The sequence below is a fragment of the Pedobacter sp. Leaf250 genome, assembly GCF_920984735.1.
In the GTDB taxonomy this organism is placed as follows: Bacteria; Bacteroidota; Bacteroidia; order Sphingobacteriales; family Sphingobacteriaceae; genus Pedobacter.
Window position 1 is genome coordinate 48,353 of sequence record NZ_CAKLBU010000014.1, and the last position, 15,829, is coordinate 64,181.

General features: G+C 36.8%; 14 protein-coding genes. 6 read left to right on the plus strand and 8 right to left on the minus strand.

Annotated features, from left to right (window positions below; translation table 11 throughout):
- Position 1: 1 nt before the first annotated feature.
- The 3 genes from LUA91_RS13760 to LUA91_RS13770 form a co-directional block, all read right to left on the minus strand.
- Positions 2-1,681, minus strand: a complete 1,680-nt coding sequence (locus LUA91_RS13760) for a protein-disulfide reductase DsbD (RefSeq protein ID WP_231426627.1) — start codon at positions 1,679-1,681, stop codon at positions 2-4.
- Positions 1,682-1,826: 145 nt separating this feature from the next.
- Entirely contained in the window at positions 1,827-2,276 is a 450-nt protein-coding gene (locus tag LUA91_RS13765; RefSeq protein ID WP_231426628.1) for a protein-disulfide reductase DsbD domain-containing protein, read from the minus strand.
- 7 nt (positions 2,277-2,283) lie between these two features.
- Positions 2,284-3,060 carry a biotin--[acetyl-CoA-carboxylase] ligase gene (locus LUA91_RS13770; protein WP_231426629.1) on the minus strand — a complete coding sequence of 259 codons (777 nt, stop codon included), beginning with the start codon at positions 3,058-3,060 and terminating at the stop codon, positions 2,284-2,286.
- 44 nt (positions 3,061-3,104) lie between these two features.
- Between LUA91_RS13770 and rsfS the strand changes: the two genes are divergently transcribed.
- The 4 genes from rsfS to LUA91_RS13790 all read left to right on the plus strand — a co-directional run bounded on the left by rsfS (position 3,105) and on the right by LUA91_RS13790 (position 7,517).
- Positions 3,105-3,479 (plus strand): ribosome silencing factor, encoded by a 375-nt coding sequence (gene rsfS, locus LUA91_RS13775; protein WP_231426630.1) that lies wholly within the window; start codon positions 3,105-3,107, stop codon positions 3,477-3,479.
- 27 nt (positions 3,480-3,506) lie between these two features.
- Positions 3,507-5,612: an ATP-dependent zinc metalloprotease FtsH gene (ftsH, locus tag LUA91_RS13780; RefSeq protein ID WP_231426631.1), complete on the plus strand. Its 2,106-nt coding sequence runs from the start codon at positions 3,507-3,509 to the stop codon at positions 5,610-5,612.
- Between the two features lie 108 nt (positions 5,613-5,720).
- On the plus strand, positions 5,721-6,365 hold the full coding sequence (locus LUA91_RS13785; protein ID WP_231426632.1) for an LUD domain-containing protein: 645 nt from the start codon (positions 5,721-5,723) through the stop codon (positions 6,363-6,365).
- Between the two features lie 72 nt (positions 6,366-6,437).
- On the plus strand, positions 6,438-7,517 hold the full coding sequence (locus tag LUA91_RS13790; RefSeq protein WP_231426633.1) for a 3-oxoacyl-ACP synthase III family protein: 1,080 nt from the start codon (positions 6,438-6,440) through the stop codon (positions 7,515-7,517).
- Here the strand turns inward: LUA91_RS13790 and LUA91_RS13795 are convergent.
- The 5 genes from LUA91_RS13795 to LUA91_RS13815 form a co-directional block, all read right to left on the minus strand.
- Complete coding sequence (locus tag LUA91_RS13795) at positions 7,514-9,001, minus strand: tetratricopeptide repeat protein (protein ID WP_231426634.1); 1,488 nt, start codon at positions 8,999-9,001, stop codon at positions 7,514-7,516. The two genes, LUA91_RS13790 and LUA91_RS13795, sit on opposite strands and share 4 nt — an antisense overlap.
- A gap of 156 nt (positions 9,002-9,157) precedes the next feature.
- Positions 9,158-9,901: a zinc ribbon domain-containing protein gene (locus LUA91_RS13800; protein WP_231426635.1), complete on the minus strand. Its 744-nt coding sequence runs from the start codon at positions 9,899-9,901 to the stop codon at positions 9,158-9,160.
- On the minus strand, positions 9,901-10,998 hold the full coding sequence (locus tag LUA91_RS13805) for a Nif3-like dinuclear metal center hexameric protein (protein WP_231426636.1): 1,098 nt from the start codon (positions 10,996-10,998) through the stop codon (positions 9,901-9,903). The genes LUA91_RS13800 and LUA91_RS13805 overlap by 1 nt, the downstream gene beginning before the upstream one ends.
- 396 nt (positions 10,999-11,394) lie before the next feature.
- Positions 11,395-11,772 carry a TM2 domain-containing protein gene (locus LUA91_RS13810; RefSeq protein ID WP_231426637.1) on the minus strand — a complete coding sequence of 126 codons (378 nt, stop codon included), beginning with the start codon at positions 11,770-11,772 and terminating at the stop codon, positions 11,395-11,397.
- A 5-nt stretch (positions 11,773-11,777) separates the two neighbouring features.
- Positions 11,778-12,080 (minus strand): DUF2752 domain-containing protein, encoded by a 303-nt coding sequence (locus LUA91_RS13815; protein WP_231426638.1) that lies wholly within the window; start codon positions 12,078-12,080, stop codon positions 11,778-11,780.
- Between the two features lie 183 nt (positions 12,081-12,263).
- On the opposite strand from LUA91_RS13815, the gene mfd reads away from it, so the two are divergent.
- Both mfd and LUA91_RS13825 read left to right on the plus strand, forming a co-directional pair.
- A complete protein-coding gene (gene mfd, locus LUA91_RS13820) occupies positions 12,264-15,602 on the plus strand; it encodes a transcription-repair coupling factor (protein ID WP_231426639.1) in 3,339 nt (1,112 codons plus the stop codon).
- On the plus strand, positions 15,603-15,821 hold the full coding sequence (locus LUA91_RS13825; RefSeq protein WP_010599371.1) for a DUF3820 family protein: 219 nt from the start codon (positions 15,603-15,605) through the stop codon (positions 15,819-15,821).
- Positions 15,822-15,829 lie beyond the last annotated feature (8 nt).

The following is a 15,829-nucleotide window of genomic DNA, read 5'->3' on the forward strand; positions in this document are numbered from 1 at the left end:
ATTATTTCTTTCCTTTGAAAACATCTAAGGCACTTTGCAAATATAGTGCATATTCCTTGGCATCAAAGATTGCGCCTTGTGGGGCAACTAGTGTATTTAAATCATGTCCTGCCAGTACATAAAATGGCTGCGAGTTTGAGTTATATTTTGTTGCCTGAAAATCAGCATTCCAAGCACCTAAGTCTTCAGTATCTTTTCGTAAAATTGAAGAATAATGAACCTGATTTGCAGGAACTTTTGCCGCTCTTTCATCTACATATAATTGGATCAGCACAAATTCTTCTTTAATTAAACGGCCCACTTCAGGATCAATCCAAACTTTATCTTCCATTTTTCTGCAGTTCACACAAGCGTGACCCGTAAAATCGATAATCATCGGTTTATTTACTTTTTTAGCGTAGGCTAAACCTTCTTCCAAATCAAAAAACGCATTGAAACCACGAGGTGGGTGCAAAACCTCACTATATTTAACTTTTACAGGAAATTCTGATGAGCTTACTGACGGCTGAACATTTCCCCCAAGGATAAAATCTTGAGTATTCATTGGTGGCGCCAAACCACTTAAGGTACTTACTGGCGCACCCCATAATCCAGGTAAAATATAAACCGCAAAAGAGAAAGACAGAATAGCTAAAAATAATCTTGGCACAGAAACATATCGCAAATCACTATCATGAGAAAATTTGAGTTTTCCTAACAGATAAATACCCATCAATACGAAAATAACAATCCACAAACAAAGGAAAACTTCTCTGTCGAACCATTCCCAATGCCATACTAAATCTGCAGCTGATAAAAACTTTAATGCTAAAGCTAATTCCAAAAATCCTAGGCAAACTTTAACGCTATTAAGCCATCCACCAGATTTAGGCATGCTATTTAAAAAGCCAGGAAAAATTGCAGATAATGTGAATGGTAAAGCCAAAGCCAGGGCGAAACCGAACATACCTACCGCCGGGCCGAGTACATTTCCTTTTGAACTTGCTTCAACAAGCAAAGTTCCAATAATCGGCCCTGTACAAGAAAAGGATACCAAAGCCAAAGAAGCAGCCATGAAAAATATGCCTCCTAAACCTTTGCTGCTATCCGCTTTCTGATCGATTTTGTTTACAAATGAACTGGGTAGCGTAATTTCAAATGCACCAAAGAACGAAATTGCGAACACAATGAGCAATATAAAAAAAGCGAAGTTGAACCAACCACTGCTGCTTAACTCATTTAATTTGCTCGACCCAAATAATAAGGTAATTAAAAGGCCGAAAACAACGTAAATAACAATAATCGATATTCCATAGATAATGGCTTGCCCAATTCCTTTTTTTCTGCTTCCGGCTCGTTTTGTAAAATAACTAATGGTAAGAGGAACCATAGGAAAAATACATGGCATTAAAAAGGCAAGAAATCCGCCAAACAAACCCTTGATAAAAGTTTGCCAAAGTGTAAGTTTTTCAGTTTCTGCAGCTTTGGCTACAGGCTTTGTAATGGCTTTGGTTTCTTTTTTAACAGTATCTTTAACAATGTTATTCGATGCACTATCTTGTGCCGAGCCTACCTCGGTAAAAACAATATCATCGGGCGGAGTTGCTGCAGTGGTATCTTGAGTTACTAAAGCATAACCCTTAACAGCAGGCAATGCAAAAAGCATTGTAGCCATTAATAACAATAATAAGACCTTTTTCATTTGTGTGTTTTGTGTGTTCGAGGCGTGAAATTAAGAATTATTTTATAAACGCCTTTAGTTTAAGCCTGTTCTGGCCTAGATTTTACTTTAAAAAGAAACAGTCCCGAAACTATTCGGGACTGTTACATAAATATTTTATTCTCAATTATTTAACGGGTATGCTAAATTGTACTTCTTCTGGTGGTAAACATTGCCTGTCGTTACAAACCATAAATTCTACCTTACCTTTTACAGTAGTAGTGGCTTTGTTCAATTTAACCTTTTGGGTAAAAACTACCGATTTTTCAAAGAAACTTACATTCATTTTAAATGTATCTTCATATTTGGTAATGGCTTTAGGCTCCGCGGTTTTGCCTATCAAAGAAAAATCTTTCGATGGTGAGAAAGCGAAAGTGGTTTTAACGGGGCCGCCATCTTTAACATTTTGCGAATAGATATGCCATCTGTCATCAATTGTGGCTTTTAAATATAGAACAGCTTCAGTTTTACTAACTTTCTTTGCTGCGTAAGACCAAGTTACTGGTTTTTCAATTTGAGCAAATGCCGCAGCAACAGTAAATAATACCATTGATAACGCCAGTGTGATTTTTTTCATTATGTGTTTATTTTGTGTGTGTAAATTCAATTTCTTTAAAGTTAAACGACTTTTGGCAGCCTGCTACTTCCACTAATAACCTGCCATTTTCATCAACTCCATTAATCACTCCTTCAAAAACCTCACCATTTTCTTTATAATATGCTGATTCTCCTAACCTATATAGCTTTTCAAGGTAATAATTTTTCAAGATACTAAATTTTCCTGATTTCAAAATTAGGTAGTATTTCTCCATAAAAACGAATAATTTCTCCATAATTACTTCCAGCTGAAATTCCTTTTGTAAAATCTGAATGACAGAAGTGGCTCGATGTTCAATTTCTTTTGGAAAATCTGTTTGATTAATGTTTAAGCCAATGCCAATAACGGATGATTTTATTCTTGAGCCTGTCAGTGAGTTTTCTATTAAAACGCCACCCAGTTTCTTGTCAAAATGATGCATATCATTGGGCCATTTTATTTTTATGCCAGTCGGGATAAAATGCGATAAAGTATCGCAAATGGCTAAACTAACAGCCATATTAAGATAAAACTGTTTATCTAATGGTAAAAAAGATGGCTTAAGGTATATACTGGTGCTAATGTTTTTACCTACCTGACTTTGCCAAACACTATTTTGTTGTCCTCTACCGGCAAATTGATTGTCTGCCATAATTACAGTCCCTTCGGGTAATGGCTCGGATTTTGACACCAATTCTTTTAAAAAGTTATTAGTAGAATCAACTTCTTTTAATTTGATTAAATTTTGACCAACAAATAGTGTCGAAAAAGTGTTATTTTGCAAGTGTTGAATTTATAATATTGTAATTCCAAAATTAAAGCATTTTAATGGTAAAAAAGAAAATAGTAGCCCTTTCTACATACCTTTCTGAATTGGCCGTTCATGGCATACAAGAGAAAAAAGGAGAAGATATAGTGCGGTTAGATTTAAAAAATATTCATACATCTGTAGCAGATTATTTTATTATAACGAGTGCAAATTCTGGCACTCAAGTGAAAGCAATTGCCGATAGTGTAGAAAAAGAAATTTACAAGGCCACTCAAACCGATCCTCGACATAAGGAAGGTTTCGAATCGGCCGATTGGATTATTCTTGATTATTTTGATGTGGTTGTGCACATTTTTAAAACCGAAAAACGCCATTTTTATGGCATAGAAGAATTGTGGGGAGATGCAGAAAGTACAAATTACAAAAGCGCATAACCTCTAGAACCATTTTGAAAAAGAAAAATGAACGATAATCAAAATACAAACGAAAACAAAAAACCGGGAAAGAGAATTCCTAATATCCCGAAAAAACCAAAAAAAGGACCAAAGTTTAATATTTTTTGGGTGTATGCGGCAATTATAGTTGCTATCATAGCTGCCCAGGTTTTATTTTCTGGTGATGGTGGTAAAAAAGTTGATTATCCAGAATTCGAAAGCAAAATGCTTTTGACTGGAGATGTAGAAAAACTGGTTGCTTACAAAAGTGAAGACTTAGTTAAAGTGGAAGTTTACATTAAAAAATCGGCCTTAGATAAACCCGAATACGAAAAATATAAAAGTACCAGCAGATTTTCGACAGCTAATAGTGGCCCGATAGTATATTTCAATGCCGGTACAATGGATGGCCTGGATAAGCAATTGGCAGAATCTCAAAAAGATCTTCCAACAACACAGCCTAGAATTTTGGCAGAAAAAGATAGCCGCAGCAATCCTTTCTTAGGCTTACTAGTTAACATTGGTTTACCATTACTTTTATTAATCGGTTTCTGGATTTTTATGATGCGCAGAATGGGCGGCGGTGGCGCTGGTGGCGGTCAAATATTCAGTATTGGAAAATCGAAAGCAACACTTTTTGATAAAGAAAGTCAAGTTAACATTACTTTTAACGATGTTGCAGGCTTAGAAGAAGCTAAACAAGAAGTAATGGAAATTGTAGATTTCCTTAAAAACCCTAAAAAATATACCAACTTAGGTGGTAAAATTCCAAAAGGTGCATTACTTGTTGGTTCTCCGGGTACGGGTAAAACGCTATTGGCGAAAGCTGTAGCGGGTGAGGCGCAGGTTCCATTTTTCTCACTTTCAGGTTCTGATTTCGTAGAAATGTTTGTGGGTGTGGGTGCATCACGTGTGAGAGATTTATTTAAGCAAGCAAAAGATAAAGCACCATGTATCATCTTTATTGATGAGGTTGATGCCATTGGCCGTGCTCGTGGAAAAAACAGTGTGATGGGTGGAAACGATGAGCGTGAAAACACACTGAACCAGTTATTGGTAGAGATGGATGGTTTTGGAACAGATTCTGGAATCATTATTCTTGCTGCGACCAACCGTCCGGATGTATTGGATTCAGCATTATTGCGTCCGGGACGTTTTGATAGACAAATATCTATTGACAAACCAGATTTAGTTGGTCGTGAGCATATTTTTAATGTTCACCTTAAACCAATTAAAACTGCTGAAGAAGTTGATGCTAAAAAATTATCGGCTCAAACACCTGGTTTTGCTGGTGCAGAAATTGCCAATGTTTGTAATGAGGCTGCGCTTATTGCCGCTCGTAGAAACAAAGAGCAGGTGGATATGCAGGATTTTCAAGATGCGGTTGACCGTGTAATTGGTGGTTTAGAGAAGAAAAATAAAATTATCTCTCCAGAAGAGAAACGAATCGTTGCTTATCATGAGGCAGGTCATGCTATTGCTGGCTGGTTCTTGGAACATGCAGATCCGTTGGTTAAAGTTTCCATTGTACCACGTGGTGTTGCAGCATTAGGTTATGCGCAATATTTACCAAAAGAACAATTCTTATATACAACAGAGCAATTAATTGATGGTATGTGCATGACGATGGGTGGCCGTGTAGCAGAGGACATTACTTTTGGTAAAATTTCTACTGGTGCGCAAAATGATTTAGAACGCATTACCAAACTTTCTTATGCCATGGTTAGTATTTATGGTATGAATGAAGCAGTTGGAAATGTTTCTTTTCACGATCCTCAAAATGAATATAATTTCAATAAACCATATTCTGAAAAAACTTCTGAATTGATTGACGTAGAGGTTCGTAAATTGATTGGTGATGTATATATCAAAACCAAACAATTATTATTAGATAAACAAGATGGATTAGAAAAATTAGCTCAAAAATTATTGGAAAAAGAAATTTTATTCCAGGCAGATTTAGAGGAAATTTTGGGTAAACGTCCTTTTGATACACGTACAACCTATGATGAATTTGTAAACGGTACTGGCGATCAAAGTCCGGCTGCTGAAGGCTTGATTCATGATGGTGTTAGCGATACAGATATCAATAAAGAAGTTACAGGTGTAAATCCAGCTTCGGAGAAAGAATAAGTAGCGTATGCTTAATTGCATATAAAAACAATTATACATAAGTTTGAAACCTTGAACCTCAAAAATTCAAGGTTTCATCCGTTTTAAGACGGTTCATTTTATTTGATAATGAAGGATAATACCACGGCAAAAGAACAGATTTTGAAAAAAATAAGGAAGGCGCTTTTAGAGAAGCGTGAAAATCCTTATCCAAATCTTGAGGAGTATCCTTTGTACAAAAAAAATACCGAAGAGCTTGAAATATTGTTTGCAGAGCAACTAACCGCTATTTCAGGAAATTTTATCTTTTGCGAAGATGGAATTGATTTTTTTGAAAATATGCTTCAATTGGCAGATAGGTTTAAGTGGCGAAAAATTTACTGCTGGGAACCCGAGCTTCAAGAATTTTTATCTAAGTATGAATTTCCATTTTATCAAACGGATAAAGATTTTGAACAGGCCGAAGTAGGTATTACTTTATGTGAAGCATTAATTGCAAGAAATGGTAGCGTAATGGTTACCAATCAAAGTGCAGCGGGCAGAAGATTAAGCATTTTTCCGCATCACCATATTGTAATTGCCAGAACAAGCCAGTTGGTATTGGATTTAAAAGACGCATTTCAGCTTCTAAAAAATAAATATGGAAACCAAATTCCATCGATGATCAGTAACATTACCGGGCCGAGTAGAACGGCTGATATTGAAAAAACCTTAGTATTGGGCGCACATGGCCCAAAGGAGTTGTTTGTGTTTTTAATTGATGATTTTTCTTAAAAAATTTCCGTTTCTAATTTATTAACCATAGTTTTATACTACATACCGTTTTAGTATGCGGTATTATAATTTATGAGCAAAGTAATAAATACGGTAATTGCCGGTACAGGAAGTTATATCCCTGAAAATATTATATCTGGTAACGAATTCTTAAATTCAACTTTTTTCGAGAACGGAACACAGCTCGAAAAAGAGAATTCTGAGATTATCCATAAGTTTTCCGAAATCACTGAAATCGTGGAGCGCAGATATGCTTGTCCAGAACAATTGAGCAATCATATTGGAGCCAAAGCGGCCGAAAAAGCAATTGAAAATGCCGGTATTGATAAAGAAACCTTAGATTATATTATCTTTTGCCATAATTTTGGAGATATTCCACTCGGAAGCAACCGTACTGATATTTTGCCTTCTTTGGCCTCAAAAGTAAAACAACATTTAGGTATTGTTAATCCTGATTGTGTGGCTTACGATATCATATTTGGATGTCCGGGGTGGGTACAGGGTTCTATACAAGCAGATTATTATATCAAAAGTGGTGATGCCAAAAGCGTAATGGTTATTGGCGCAGAAACCTTAAGCAGAATTATCGACCCACACGATCGCGACAGCATGATTTTCTCTGATGGTGCAGGAGCCGTAATATTCCAGGCACAAGAAGAAGAGGACGAAAAGAAAGGGATTCTGGCGCACAAAACTGAAACGCATGCCGTAAACTATGGCAATCTCCTAACTATGGGCAAGGGTTATCATCCCGAAGAAAACAGTGGAAATTATTACCTTAAAATGAATGGGCGCAAACTTTATGAGTTTGCTGTGGTACAGGTTCCGCAGGTAATTAAAAAAGCGATCGATAAAGCAGGGCTAAGCGTTGATGATGTAAACATCGTCTTTGTACACCAAGCCAACGGAAAAATGGATACTGCAATTATGAAACGTTTGTTTAAGCTTTATGGTAAAGATACCGTACCTGAAAATTTAGTTCCCATGACGATTTCCTGGCTGGGCAATAGCTCTGTAGCTACAGTACCAACCTTATTAGATTTGGTTTTAAAAGAGCAAGTTAAGGGTTACAAAGTGAAAGCTGGAGATGTTGCTGTCTTTGCATCAGTTGGTGCAGGCATGCATATTAATGCTTTTATTTATCGTTTTTAATTAGCTAAACGTTTTAATCCTGCTTTAGCCTGGCTTTCTATGCTGTTCTCATATTCATGATTTTTCATGGCAATGGCTGTATTGAAAGCGTCCTTAGCTTTTACTGTATTTTTACGTTTTTCGTACACTTTGCCCATTTGTAGAGCGGCATTTGCGGCAAAATAATATTTTAAATTTTTCCCTTGATTAATTGTTGCTTGGTAGGCGCTCAAAGCTTCATCATCTTTACCCAAATCATCGTATATTCTTCCCAAACGGTAACTGTACTCAGCTTTATCCTTATCTGATGAAAAGTCATCGGCTTTTTTGCCATCAAGGATTTGCAGCGCCTTCGTTAAATAACCACCATCAAACAATAACCTTGCTTTCAACAATTCTATTGACGGTTGCGGCGCAGACGCTTCATTTTTCGCCTGTTTATCTTTTTCATTATAAGTGTAACCATTATTAATGGCCTTTGCGATAAAGGTTGAATATCCATTTTTATCGCCTTTTAAAAGCGCAATCCATGCCAGATGAAGGTTAGCGTCTTTAATATAACTTACGCCCTTGTTGGTGCTTAAAAAACGATTAAAGTAAGTGCCTGCATTTAAATCCAATTTGTTTAAATGAGCAACGCCTTCCAAATAATCCAGATAGGGGAAAGGTTGATAAAGTGCTCCTTCTGGCTTTTTTGCAAGAATGGCAATTGCCTCATCATTATGTGCATTTTTAATGCAAACATAGCTTCGCAAATAACTTTTCAATAAGCTGGTATCAGCAATTCGATCGGTGTATTTCATCGTTTTCGAATAAGCTGCAGTGCTGTGGGCAACATCACTTAATACATAAGAATAGTAAAAAACTACTTCTTCATAAAAGGGCTCATACGATGATTTTGGCAAATTATCAGCCAGCTTCTCGAACATATTTAAGCCTGTTTGAAGATTTCCCCTTATTCCAAAAGTTGATAAAGTACTTTTTAATGCTCCATCTGGAAGGTTTCCTAGTACAGCATTAATTAAACCCAATCCTTTCATATTTAAATGAAAACCAGGGAACTTTTTTACGTTATCTTGCAGCAATCCGTTGGCCTTTTTTATTTCCATGGCCGCATTAAAATATTCTCCAAACCGCCCGCGAATTAATGCCCATTGTAAATTGATTTCAGCCTGTGCATATAAATAATATGGAGAGCTTTTATCATCATCACTTATTTGATCCAACCGGGATGATTTATTACCTTTTAAACGATCAAAATCTGCTTTGCTTTCAGAGGTTAAAACGGTAAAATAATCGACATAATTTTCTAATAGTGGAATGATGGAATTGTTAGGATGCTGCTTCTTCTCAGTAGAAATGTAAGCCCTTGCGTTGCCTAATTTAAGTTCGAAGATACTTTTATAAGCGTTTAAACAATTGGCATTAAAATCAAAGTTTGCGAATAGCGAAAGTGGAAAAACCAGTAATAGTGAAAACGTAAATAAGCGCAACGATTTAATCATTTGGATGAGTATTCTTTGAATCCTTTTTGCAGCAATTGGATTTCAAATTTTTAATAAATATTTACATTAACGCTTAAATATCATTCTTGTTTTGCGTATAAACAAAAAACGTCCTGATTTTCATCAGAACGTTTTTAAAATTTTTTAAGCAATGTATTAAGCTTCTGCTACTTCGTGAGTTAAAGCCTCATCAACCAAAATACGACCACAGTGTTCGCAAACGATAATTTTTTTACGTTGACGAATATCCAACTGGCGTTGAGGTGGAATTTGGTTAAAACAACCTGAACAAGAATCGCGGTCAATAGTTACAACTGCCAAACCGTTAATTGCATTTTTGCGTAAACGTTTGTAAGCAATTAATAATCTTTCGTCGATAGTTGGCTCTGCCTTATCAGCTTTCTTTTGTAAATCCTGCTCATCTTTTTCAGTTTCAGCAGTAATTACATCAAGTTCGCCCTTTTTAATATCTAAATCTTTTTTTCTGCCATCTAGCTCAGCTTTGGCAGCTTCGTAGATTTCAGTTTTAGAAGTGATTTCGAAACCATGTTCTTTGATTTTCTTTTCAGAAACCTGGATATCTAAACCTTGAATTTCAATTTCTTTAGTTAAAGCATCGTATTCACGGTTATTTTTAACTTCTTTTAATTGAGTATCGTATCTTTTGATTGCTGCTTGAGCATCTTTGATTGTATTTTTACGGTTTACGATTGAATCCTCAAGATCATCAAGTTCGCCTTTAATTTTTGAAATTCTAGTTTCTAATCCTAAAACATCATCTTCTAAATCGGCTACCTCCATTGGTAATTCGCCACGTACCTGACGGATTTTATCAATTTTTGTGTGGATATTTTGTAATTCGTATAAAGCTTTTAGCTTTTGTTCTACGGTTTGTTCCATTAAAACAAGTAATTTATGGGGTTTGTATTTTGCTCCGTTAAACGGATTGCAAAGTTAGTAAATTTTTTCTGAATAATTTCAAGCAATAAATTTGAGGTAAATTGTTCAGTTTCAAAGTGTCCAATGTCGGCAATGATGATTTTTTCTTCCGCATCGAAAAACTCATGGTATTTAAAATCGGCGGTGATAAAGGCATCTGCTCCGGCGGCAATGGCCTCTTTTAAAAGGAAACTTCCAGAGCCACCACAAACAGCCACTTTTTTAATCCTTTTACCAATTACATCGGTGTGCCTAACCACTTTAGCCTGCATCCGGTCTTTAACTAAATGTAGAAAATCATAGGCATCCATATCGTATTCCAGCCAGCCTACCATTCCTAATCCAACCATTTCATGTTTATTTTCGAGTTGATAAATATCATAGGCGACCTCTTCATAAGGATGATTTTCGAAAAGTGCTACCAATATTTTTCGCTCAACTTGGGTGGGATAAACCATTTCGATCCGAACTTCCTGTTCACGGTGGCGTATCCCCCTTTCGCCTACAAAAGGATCAGACGCTTCGTTTCCTTTAAATGTTCCAATTCCATCGGCATTAAAGCTACATTCGCTATAATTTCCAATGTTACCGGCGCCGGCATAAAACAAAGCAGAACGTAATTGCTCGGCTTGTGCATGCGGACAATAAGTAACCAGCTTTTTTAGAATTCCTGTTTTTGGGGAAAGTACTTTCGTTCCCGTCAAGCCTAAGCGCTTGCATATTTGAGCATTTACACCTGTATGAATCGAATCCAAATTGGTATGAATGGCATACAAAGCGATGTTATTTTTGATGGCTTTTAACACTACCCGCTCCACATAATTTTTTCCATTAAGTTTTTTTAACCCTTTAAAAACAATTGGGTGATGGGTAATGATGAGGTTACATCCTGTTGAGATCGCTTCATCAACAATTGATTCTATACAATCTAAAGCCACTAACGCCGCCCGAACATCCATATTTGGATCGCCAACTATTAAGCCCGAATTATCGTAATCTTCCTGATAATTTAATGGCGCAATGCTTTCCAGATAATTAGTTATTTCTGATAATCTCATGGTATAAAGATATGTAATTTGAGGTTTTTTGTTTGTGGTTTTTTTTGATAGTAAAAAAGGGAATTATCAATCCAATCGTCATTTCGAGCGATGCCGAGAAATCTTTTTAAGTCGAACTGCAATGTTCAAAGATTTACCTGTTCCGCTGCGCTTCAATCAAGATGATGGCAAGCTTAAAACGCTAAGTTTTAACCATGCGCTGCAATCTTTGCCATCTAAACCCGATAGTAACGAAAAGCCCGCCCCGATTTTTCTTCGGGTGCGGACTTGTAGTGTATAGCGGGACAAACATTAAAAAAAGATGCTGTCTTTGCTTTCCAAAAGAATTATTTTCAAAACTTACGAAGTCTCCTAACGCCCGCTTCCCTTGAAACTTCGTGAGTTAAGATGAATTAATTATGCCTGCTGAAATCCGCCGCCCATTCTTACCATTTGTAAGCTTTCGAAAACTGCTTTCTGGTTGTACTCAAATGCCAGGCTTTTGTGGTTAATCACATCTACAATGGTACCAATTGCACATAAACCACCGGTAAAGAAATATAAAATCCCCATACCAATTTGTCCGATTACAAAACGGTGGATTCCGGCGAAGCCTAAAAATCCGATTAAGGCAAGCAATAAAATTTCTGATGGTTGCTTTCTGCGGCTACCGTAAATCATTAAGAAGTTACGCAATTGCTGCTCGTTTAACCCTGTTGTTGCTTGTTGTAAGTAGGCGTATTCTTCTGGCGTTATACCTGGTAACGACATTAAAGGCGATTGAAATATATCCATGGTTTCTATGTATTTGTTGTTTGAATTTTAAACTTATTTCTATTTTTTATCAATGTATAAATTCTATAAATTATAATTAAAAGTGCTGGAAAGCCAAACCAGTGTTGGGAAAAGCTTTCGGTAAAACGACCATGAAATATATGGCTTATCGACCTCCCCAAACCGCATCCCGGACACCAACCCTCGTAACCTAAATTGGCCAGCGGACAAAGTGTAAAGTGATGCTCATGACCATTAGCTGTTGCCAATAACACTAAAGCTGTCAGCCAGAACATGAGTTCTAGAGGAAAGTTTTTAATGTGTTTCATGCTTTCAATTTATATGTTTTAGAGGATTTACCAGAAGCTTTGTTACTGAAATATACGTTTATTCGACGAACCGTAAATTTAAACCGACGAATTAAGAATGGAACACGAGAAACTACACACAAACTTAAAAAACCTTTAACAAAGTTTGCGGTTAAATAGAAAAGATAAGCTTATTTTTGTGCCTTGAACATTCGCGATTTAATAAACAGATACAAAACCGACGATAGGGTAACCGAATTTACCAAAGCGTTAAACAGTACCAAAAACCCGAAGATACAATTAAAGGGATTGGTGGGTTCTGCCGATGCCATTGTTGCGCTTTCCTCGTATTTTATACTTCATAAACCCTTGCTTTTTATTCTTCCAGATAGAGAAGAAGCTGCTTATTTTCAATCTGATTTGGAAAGTGTTTTAGATAAGCAGGTTTTGCTGTTTCCTTCATCATACCGAAAATCATTCGATTTTACGCAAGTGGATACTGCAAATGTATTGGCACGTGCTGAAGTTTTAAATGAATTGAATCACGATTCGGAATATGGAAAAATTGTGGTTTCGTACCCGGAGGCTATCGCTGAAAAAGTAATTGATCGCTCCGCGTTGGAAAAAAATACTCTAGAAATAAGTCTGGGCGCTAAATTGGGCATCGATTTTATTAATGAATTTTTAATCGATTACGATTTCGATCGGCGTGATTTTGTTTACGAACCCGGGCAGTTTTCTATTCGTGGCGGTATTGTCGATATTTTTTCTTTCTCTTCCGATTTACCTTACCGCATTGAGTTTTTCGGCGATGAAGTGGAAAGTATCCGCAGTTTTGAAATCGAAAGTCAGCTTTCGGTAAACGATGTAAAATCACTAACTATTGTACCTAATGTACAGGCAAAGTTTTTAACGGAAAGCAATATTAGCATTCTCGATTATATTGATCAGGATACGCAGCTTTGGTTTAAAGATGTTGAATTTACCCTTGATATTGTAAAAGCAGGTTACAAGAAAGCGGTTGAACTTTGGAAGGCACTCTCGCTCGATGATAAAAATAAAAATCCGGAATGGATTGATCCAAAGTTTGCTTTTACGGATGAAAAATTATTGGGCGATCATCTTCAGGATTTTCCAATTATCGAATTTGGTAAACAGTTCTTTTATAAAACCGACAATCGCTTTGAATTCGAAACCAAGCCACAGCCATCTTTCAACAAAGATTTTAATCTCCTAATTCACAATTTAAAGGAGAATGAAAAAGCTGGAATAGTAAATTTCATTTTTACTGATTCGCCAAAGCAAATAGAGCGTTTATACGCCATTTTAGAAGATATTGATAAAACGGCAAAATTTACGCCGATCAACAGCATGTTGCGTGAGGGTTTTGTCGATCCTCAAATTCAGACTGCTTTTTACACCGATCATCAAATTTTCGATCGTTACTATAAATATAAACTTAAAAAGGGTTATCAGAAAAGTCAGGCAATTACACTGAAAGATCTTCGTGAACTGAAATCTGGCGATTATGTTACCCACATTGATCACGGTATTGGAAAATATGCCGGCTTGGAGAAAGTTGATGTAAATGGCAAAACACAGGAAATGATCCGCCTGATTTATGCGGATAACGATTTGCTGTACGTGAATATCAATTCGCTAAATCGCATTGCGAAATACAGCGGTAAAGAAAGCGGCGTTCCAAAAATGAATAAATTAGGAACCGACGCCTGGGATAAACTCAAAAAGACTACAAAAAAAAAAGTTAAAGACATTGCCCGCGATTTGATCAGGCTCTATGCCCTGCGTAAAACGCAAGCGGGAACGGCTTTTTCTCCGGATAGTTATCTGCAAACCGAGCTTGAGGCTTCCTTTATTTATGAGGATACTCCAGATCAGTTAAAAGCGACTCAGGATGTGAAAAAGGATATGGAATCACCTCATCCTATGGATCGATTGGTTTGCGGCGATGTTGGGTTTGGTAAAACCGAAATTGCAGTGCGTGCTGCTTTTAAAGCTGTTACGGAAGGCAAACAAGCGGCTGTTTTAGTGCCAACAACTATTTTGGCCCTGCAACATTTCAAAACATTTTCTTCCCGTTTAAAAGACTTTCCGGTTACAGTAGATTACATTAATCGCTTTAAAACCAATAAGCAGATTAAAGATACCCTGGCCGAAGCCGCAGCAGGAAAAGTTGATATTTTGATTGGCACACACCGTTTATTGAGCAAGGATGTAAAGTTTAAAGACTTGGGCATCATGATTATTGATGAAGAGCAAAAATTCGGTGTAACTGCAAAGGAAAGATTAAAAGCTGTTCGTGTAAATGTAGATACCTTAACACTTACCGCCACACCGATTCCAAGAACTTTACACTTTTCTTTAATGGGTGCCCGCGATTTATCGATTATTAGTACACCACCGCCAAATCGCCAACCCGTAAATACCGAACTTCATGTTTTCAATGATAAATTGATTCAAGAAGCAGTACAGTTCGAATTGGATAGAGGCGGACAGGTTTTCTTTGTACATAACCGTGTTAACGATTTGATGCAATTGGGTGGATTAATTCAAAAATTAGTTCCAAAAGCTCGAATTGGTCTTGCCCATGGCCAATTGGATGGAGATGCTTTAGAAGATGTGATGCTCGATTTTATTAATGGAGAAAAAGATGTTTTGGTTGCTACTACCATAATTGAAGCTGGTTTGGATATTCCGAATGCCAACACCATTATCATCAATCATGCGCACATGTTTGGCTTGAGCGATTTACACCAAATGCGTGGCCGCGTGGGCAGAAGCAATAAAAAGGCCTTTTGTTATTTGTTGTCACCGCCACTTTCTACGTTAACTTCTGAAGCCAGAAAACGTTTGAGCGCCATCGAAGAATTTTCAGATTTGGGCAGCGGCTTTAATGTAGCTATGCGGGATCTGGATATCCGTGGTAGCGGAAATTTGTTAGGTGCAGAACAAAGTGGTTTTATTGCCGAAATTGGTTTTGAAATGTACCATAAGATTTTGGATGAGGCCATCCAGGAGCTTAAAGAAGCCGAATTTAAAGGTTTGTTTGAAAATGAACCTGCTCGTCCGTTTGTAGGTTTTACACAGGTTGATACCGATTTAGAATTATACATTCCTGACGCTTACATTACCAATATTACTGAACGTTACAATTTATACACTGAACTTTCTAAACTGGATAATGAGACCGAACTGGCTGTTTTCGAAAAGCACTTAGCCGACCGTTTCGGTCCGGTGCCGCCGCAGGTTAAAACCATGTTAAGTGTGGTGCGATTACAATGGCTTGGCAAGAAATTGGGTTTTGAAAAAATCAGTTTTAAGAAAAATAGCTTACGTGGTTATTTTTTAAGCGATAAACAATCTGCTTATTTTGATTCGAATACTTTTACCAGGATCTTAACTTTTGCTCAAAATCATCCACGGATGTGCAACCTGAAAGAAGTTAAAAATACTTTACGCATTGCCTTTGATAATATCAACACAGTTGAAGAAGCTATTGAAACTTTAGAATTAATCGACTAAATGGATCCAACCTTATTACTCGATTTAGTGAAAATGCAAATGCCTTACGGAAAGTACAAGGGTTATTTGATTTGCAACATCCCAGAAAGTTACTTGCTTTGGTATAAGGATAAAGGTTTTCCGAAAGGGAAGTTAGGCGATTTAATGGCAACAATGTTCGAAATCCGAGTTAATGGATTGGAGTATTTATTAACGCCATTGAAGAATGGGAATAGATAATTCCTTTC

What these genes read in the sequence shown, in the direction of transcription:
- rsfS (WP_231426630.1), top strand. Translation starts at nt 3,105, where the DNA reads ATGGTAAAAAAGAAAATAGTAGCCCTTTCTACATACCTTTCTGAATTG.
- LUA91_RS13815 (WP_231426638.1), bottom strand. Translation starts at nt 12,080, where the DNA reads ATGAAACACATTAAAAACTTTCCTCTAGAACTCATGTTCTGGCTGACA.
- ftsH (WP_231426631.1), top strand. Translation starts at nt 3,507, where the DNA reads ATGAACGATAATCAAAATACAAACGAAAACAAAAAACCGGGAAAGAGA.
- LUA91_RS13800 (WP_231426635.1), bottom strand. Translation starts at nt 9,901, where the DNA reads ATGGAACAAACCGTAGAACAAAAGCTAAAAGCTTTATACGAATTACAA.
- LUA91_RS13810 (WP_231426637.1), bottom strand. Translation starts at nt 11,772, where the DNA reads ATGGATATATTTCAATCGCCTTTAATGTCGTTACCAGGTATAACGCCA.
- LUA91_RS13790 (WP_231426633.1), top strand. Translation starts at nt 6,438, where the DNA reads ATGAGCAAAGTAATAAATACGGTAATTGCCGGTACAGGAAGTTATATC.
- LUA91_RS13760 (WP_231426627.1), bottom strand. Translation starts at nt 1,681, where the DNA reads ATGAAAAAGGTCTTATTATTGTTATTAATGGCTACAATGCTTTTTGCA.
- LUA91_RS13805 (WP_231426636.1), bottom strand. Translation starts at nt 10,998, where the DNA reads ATGAGATTATCAGAAATAACTAATTATCTGGAAAGCATTGCGCCATTA.
- LUA91_RS13825 (WP_010599371.1), top strand. Translation starts at nt 15,603, where the DNA reads ATGGATCCAACCTTATTACTCGATTTAGTGAAAATGCAAATGCCTTAC.
- LUA91_RS13785 (WP_231426632.1), top strand. Translation starts at nt 5,721, where the DNA reads ATGAAGGATAATACCACGGCAAAAGAACAGATTTTGAAAAAAATAAGG.
- LUA91_RS13795 (WP_231426634.1), bottom strand. Translation starts at nt 9,001, where the DNA reads ATGATTAAATCGTTGCGCTTATTTACGTTTTCACTATTACTGGTTTTT.
- LUA91_RS13765 (WP_231426628.1), bottom strand. Translation starts at nt 2,276, where the DNA reads ATGAAAAAAATCACACTGGCGTTATCAATGGTATTATTTACTGTTGCT.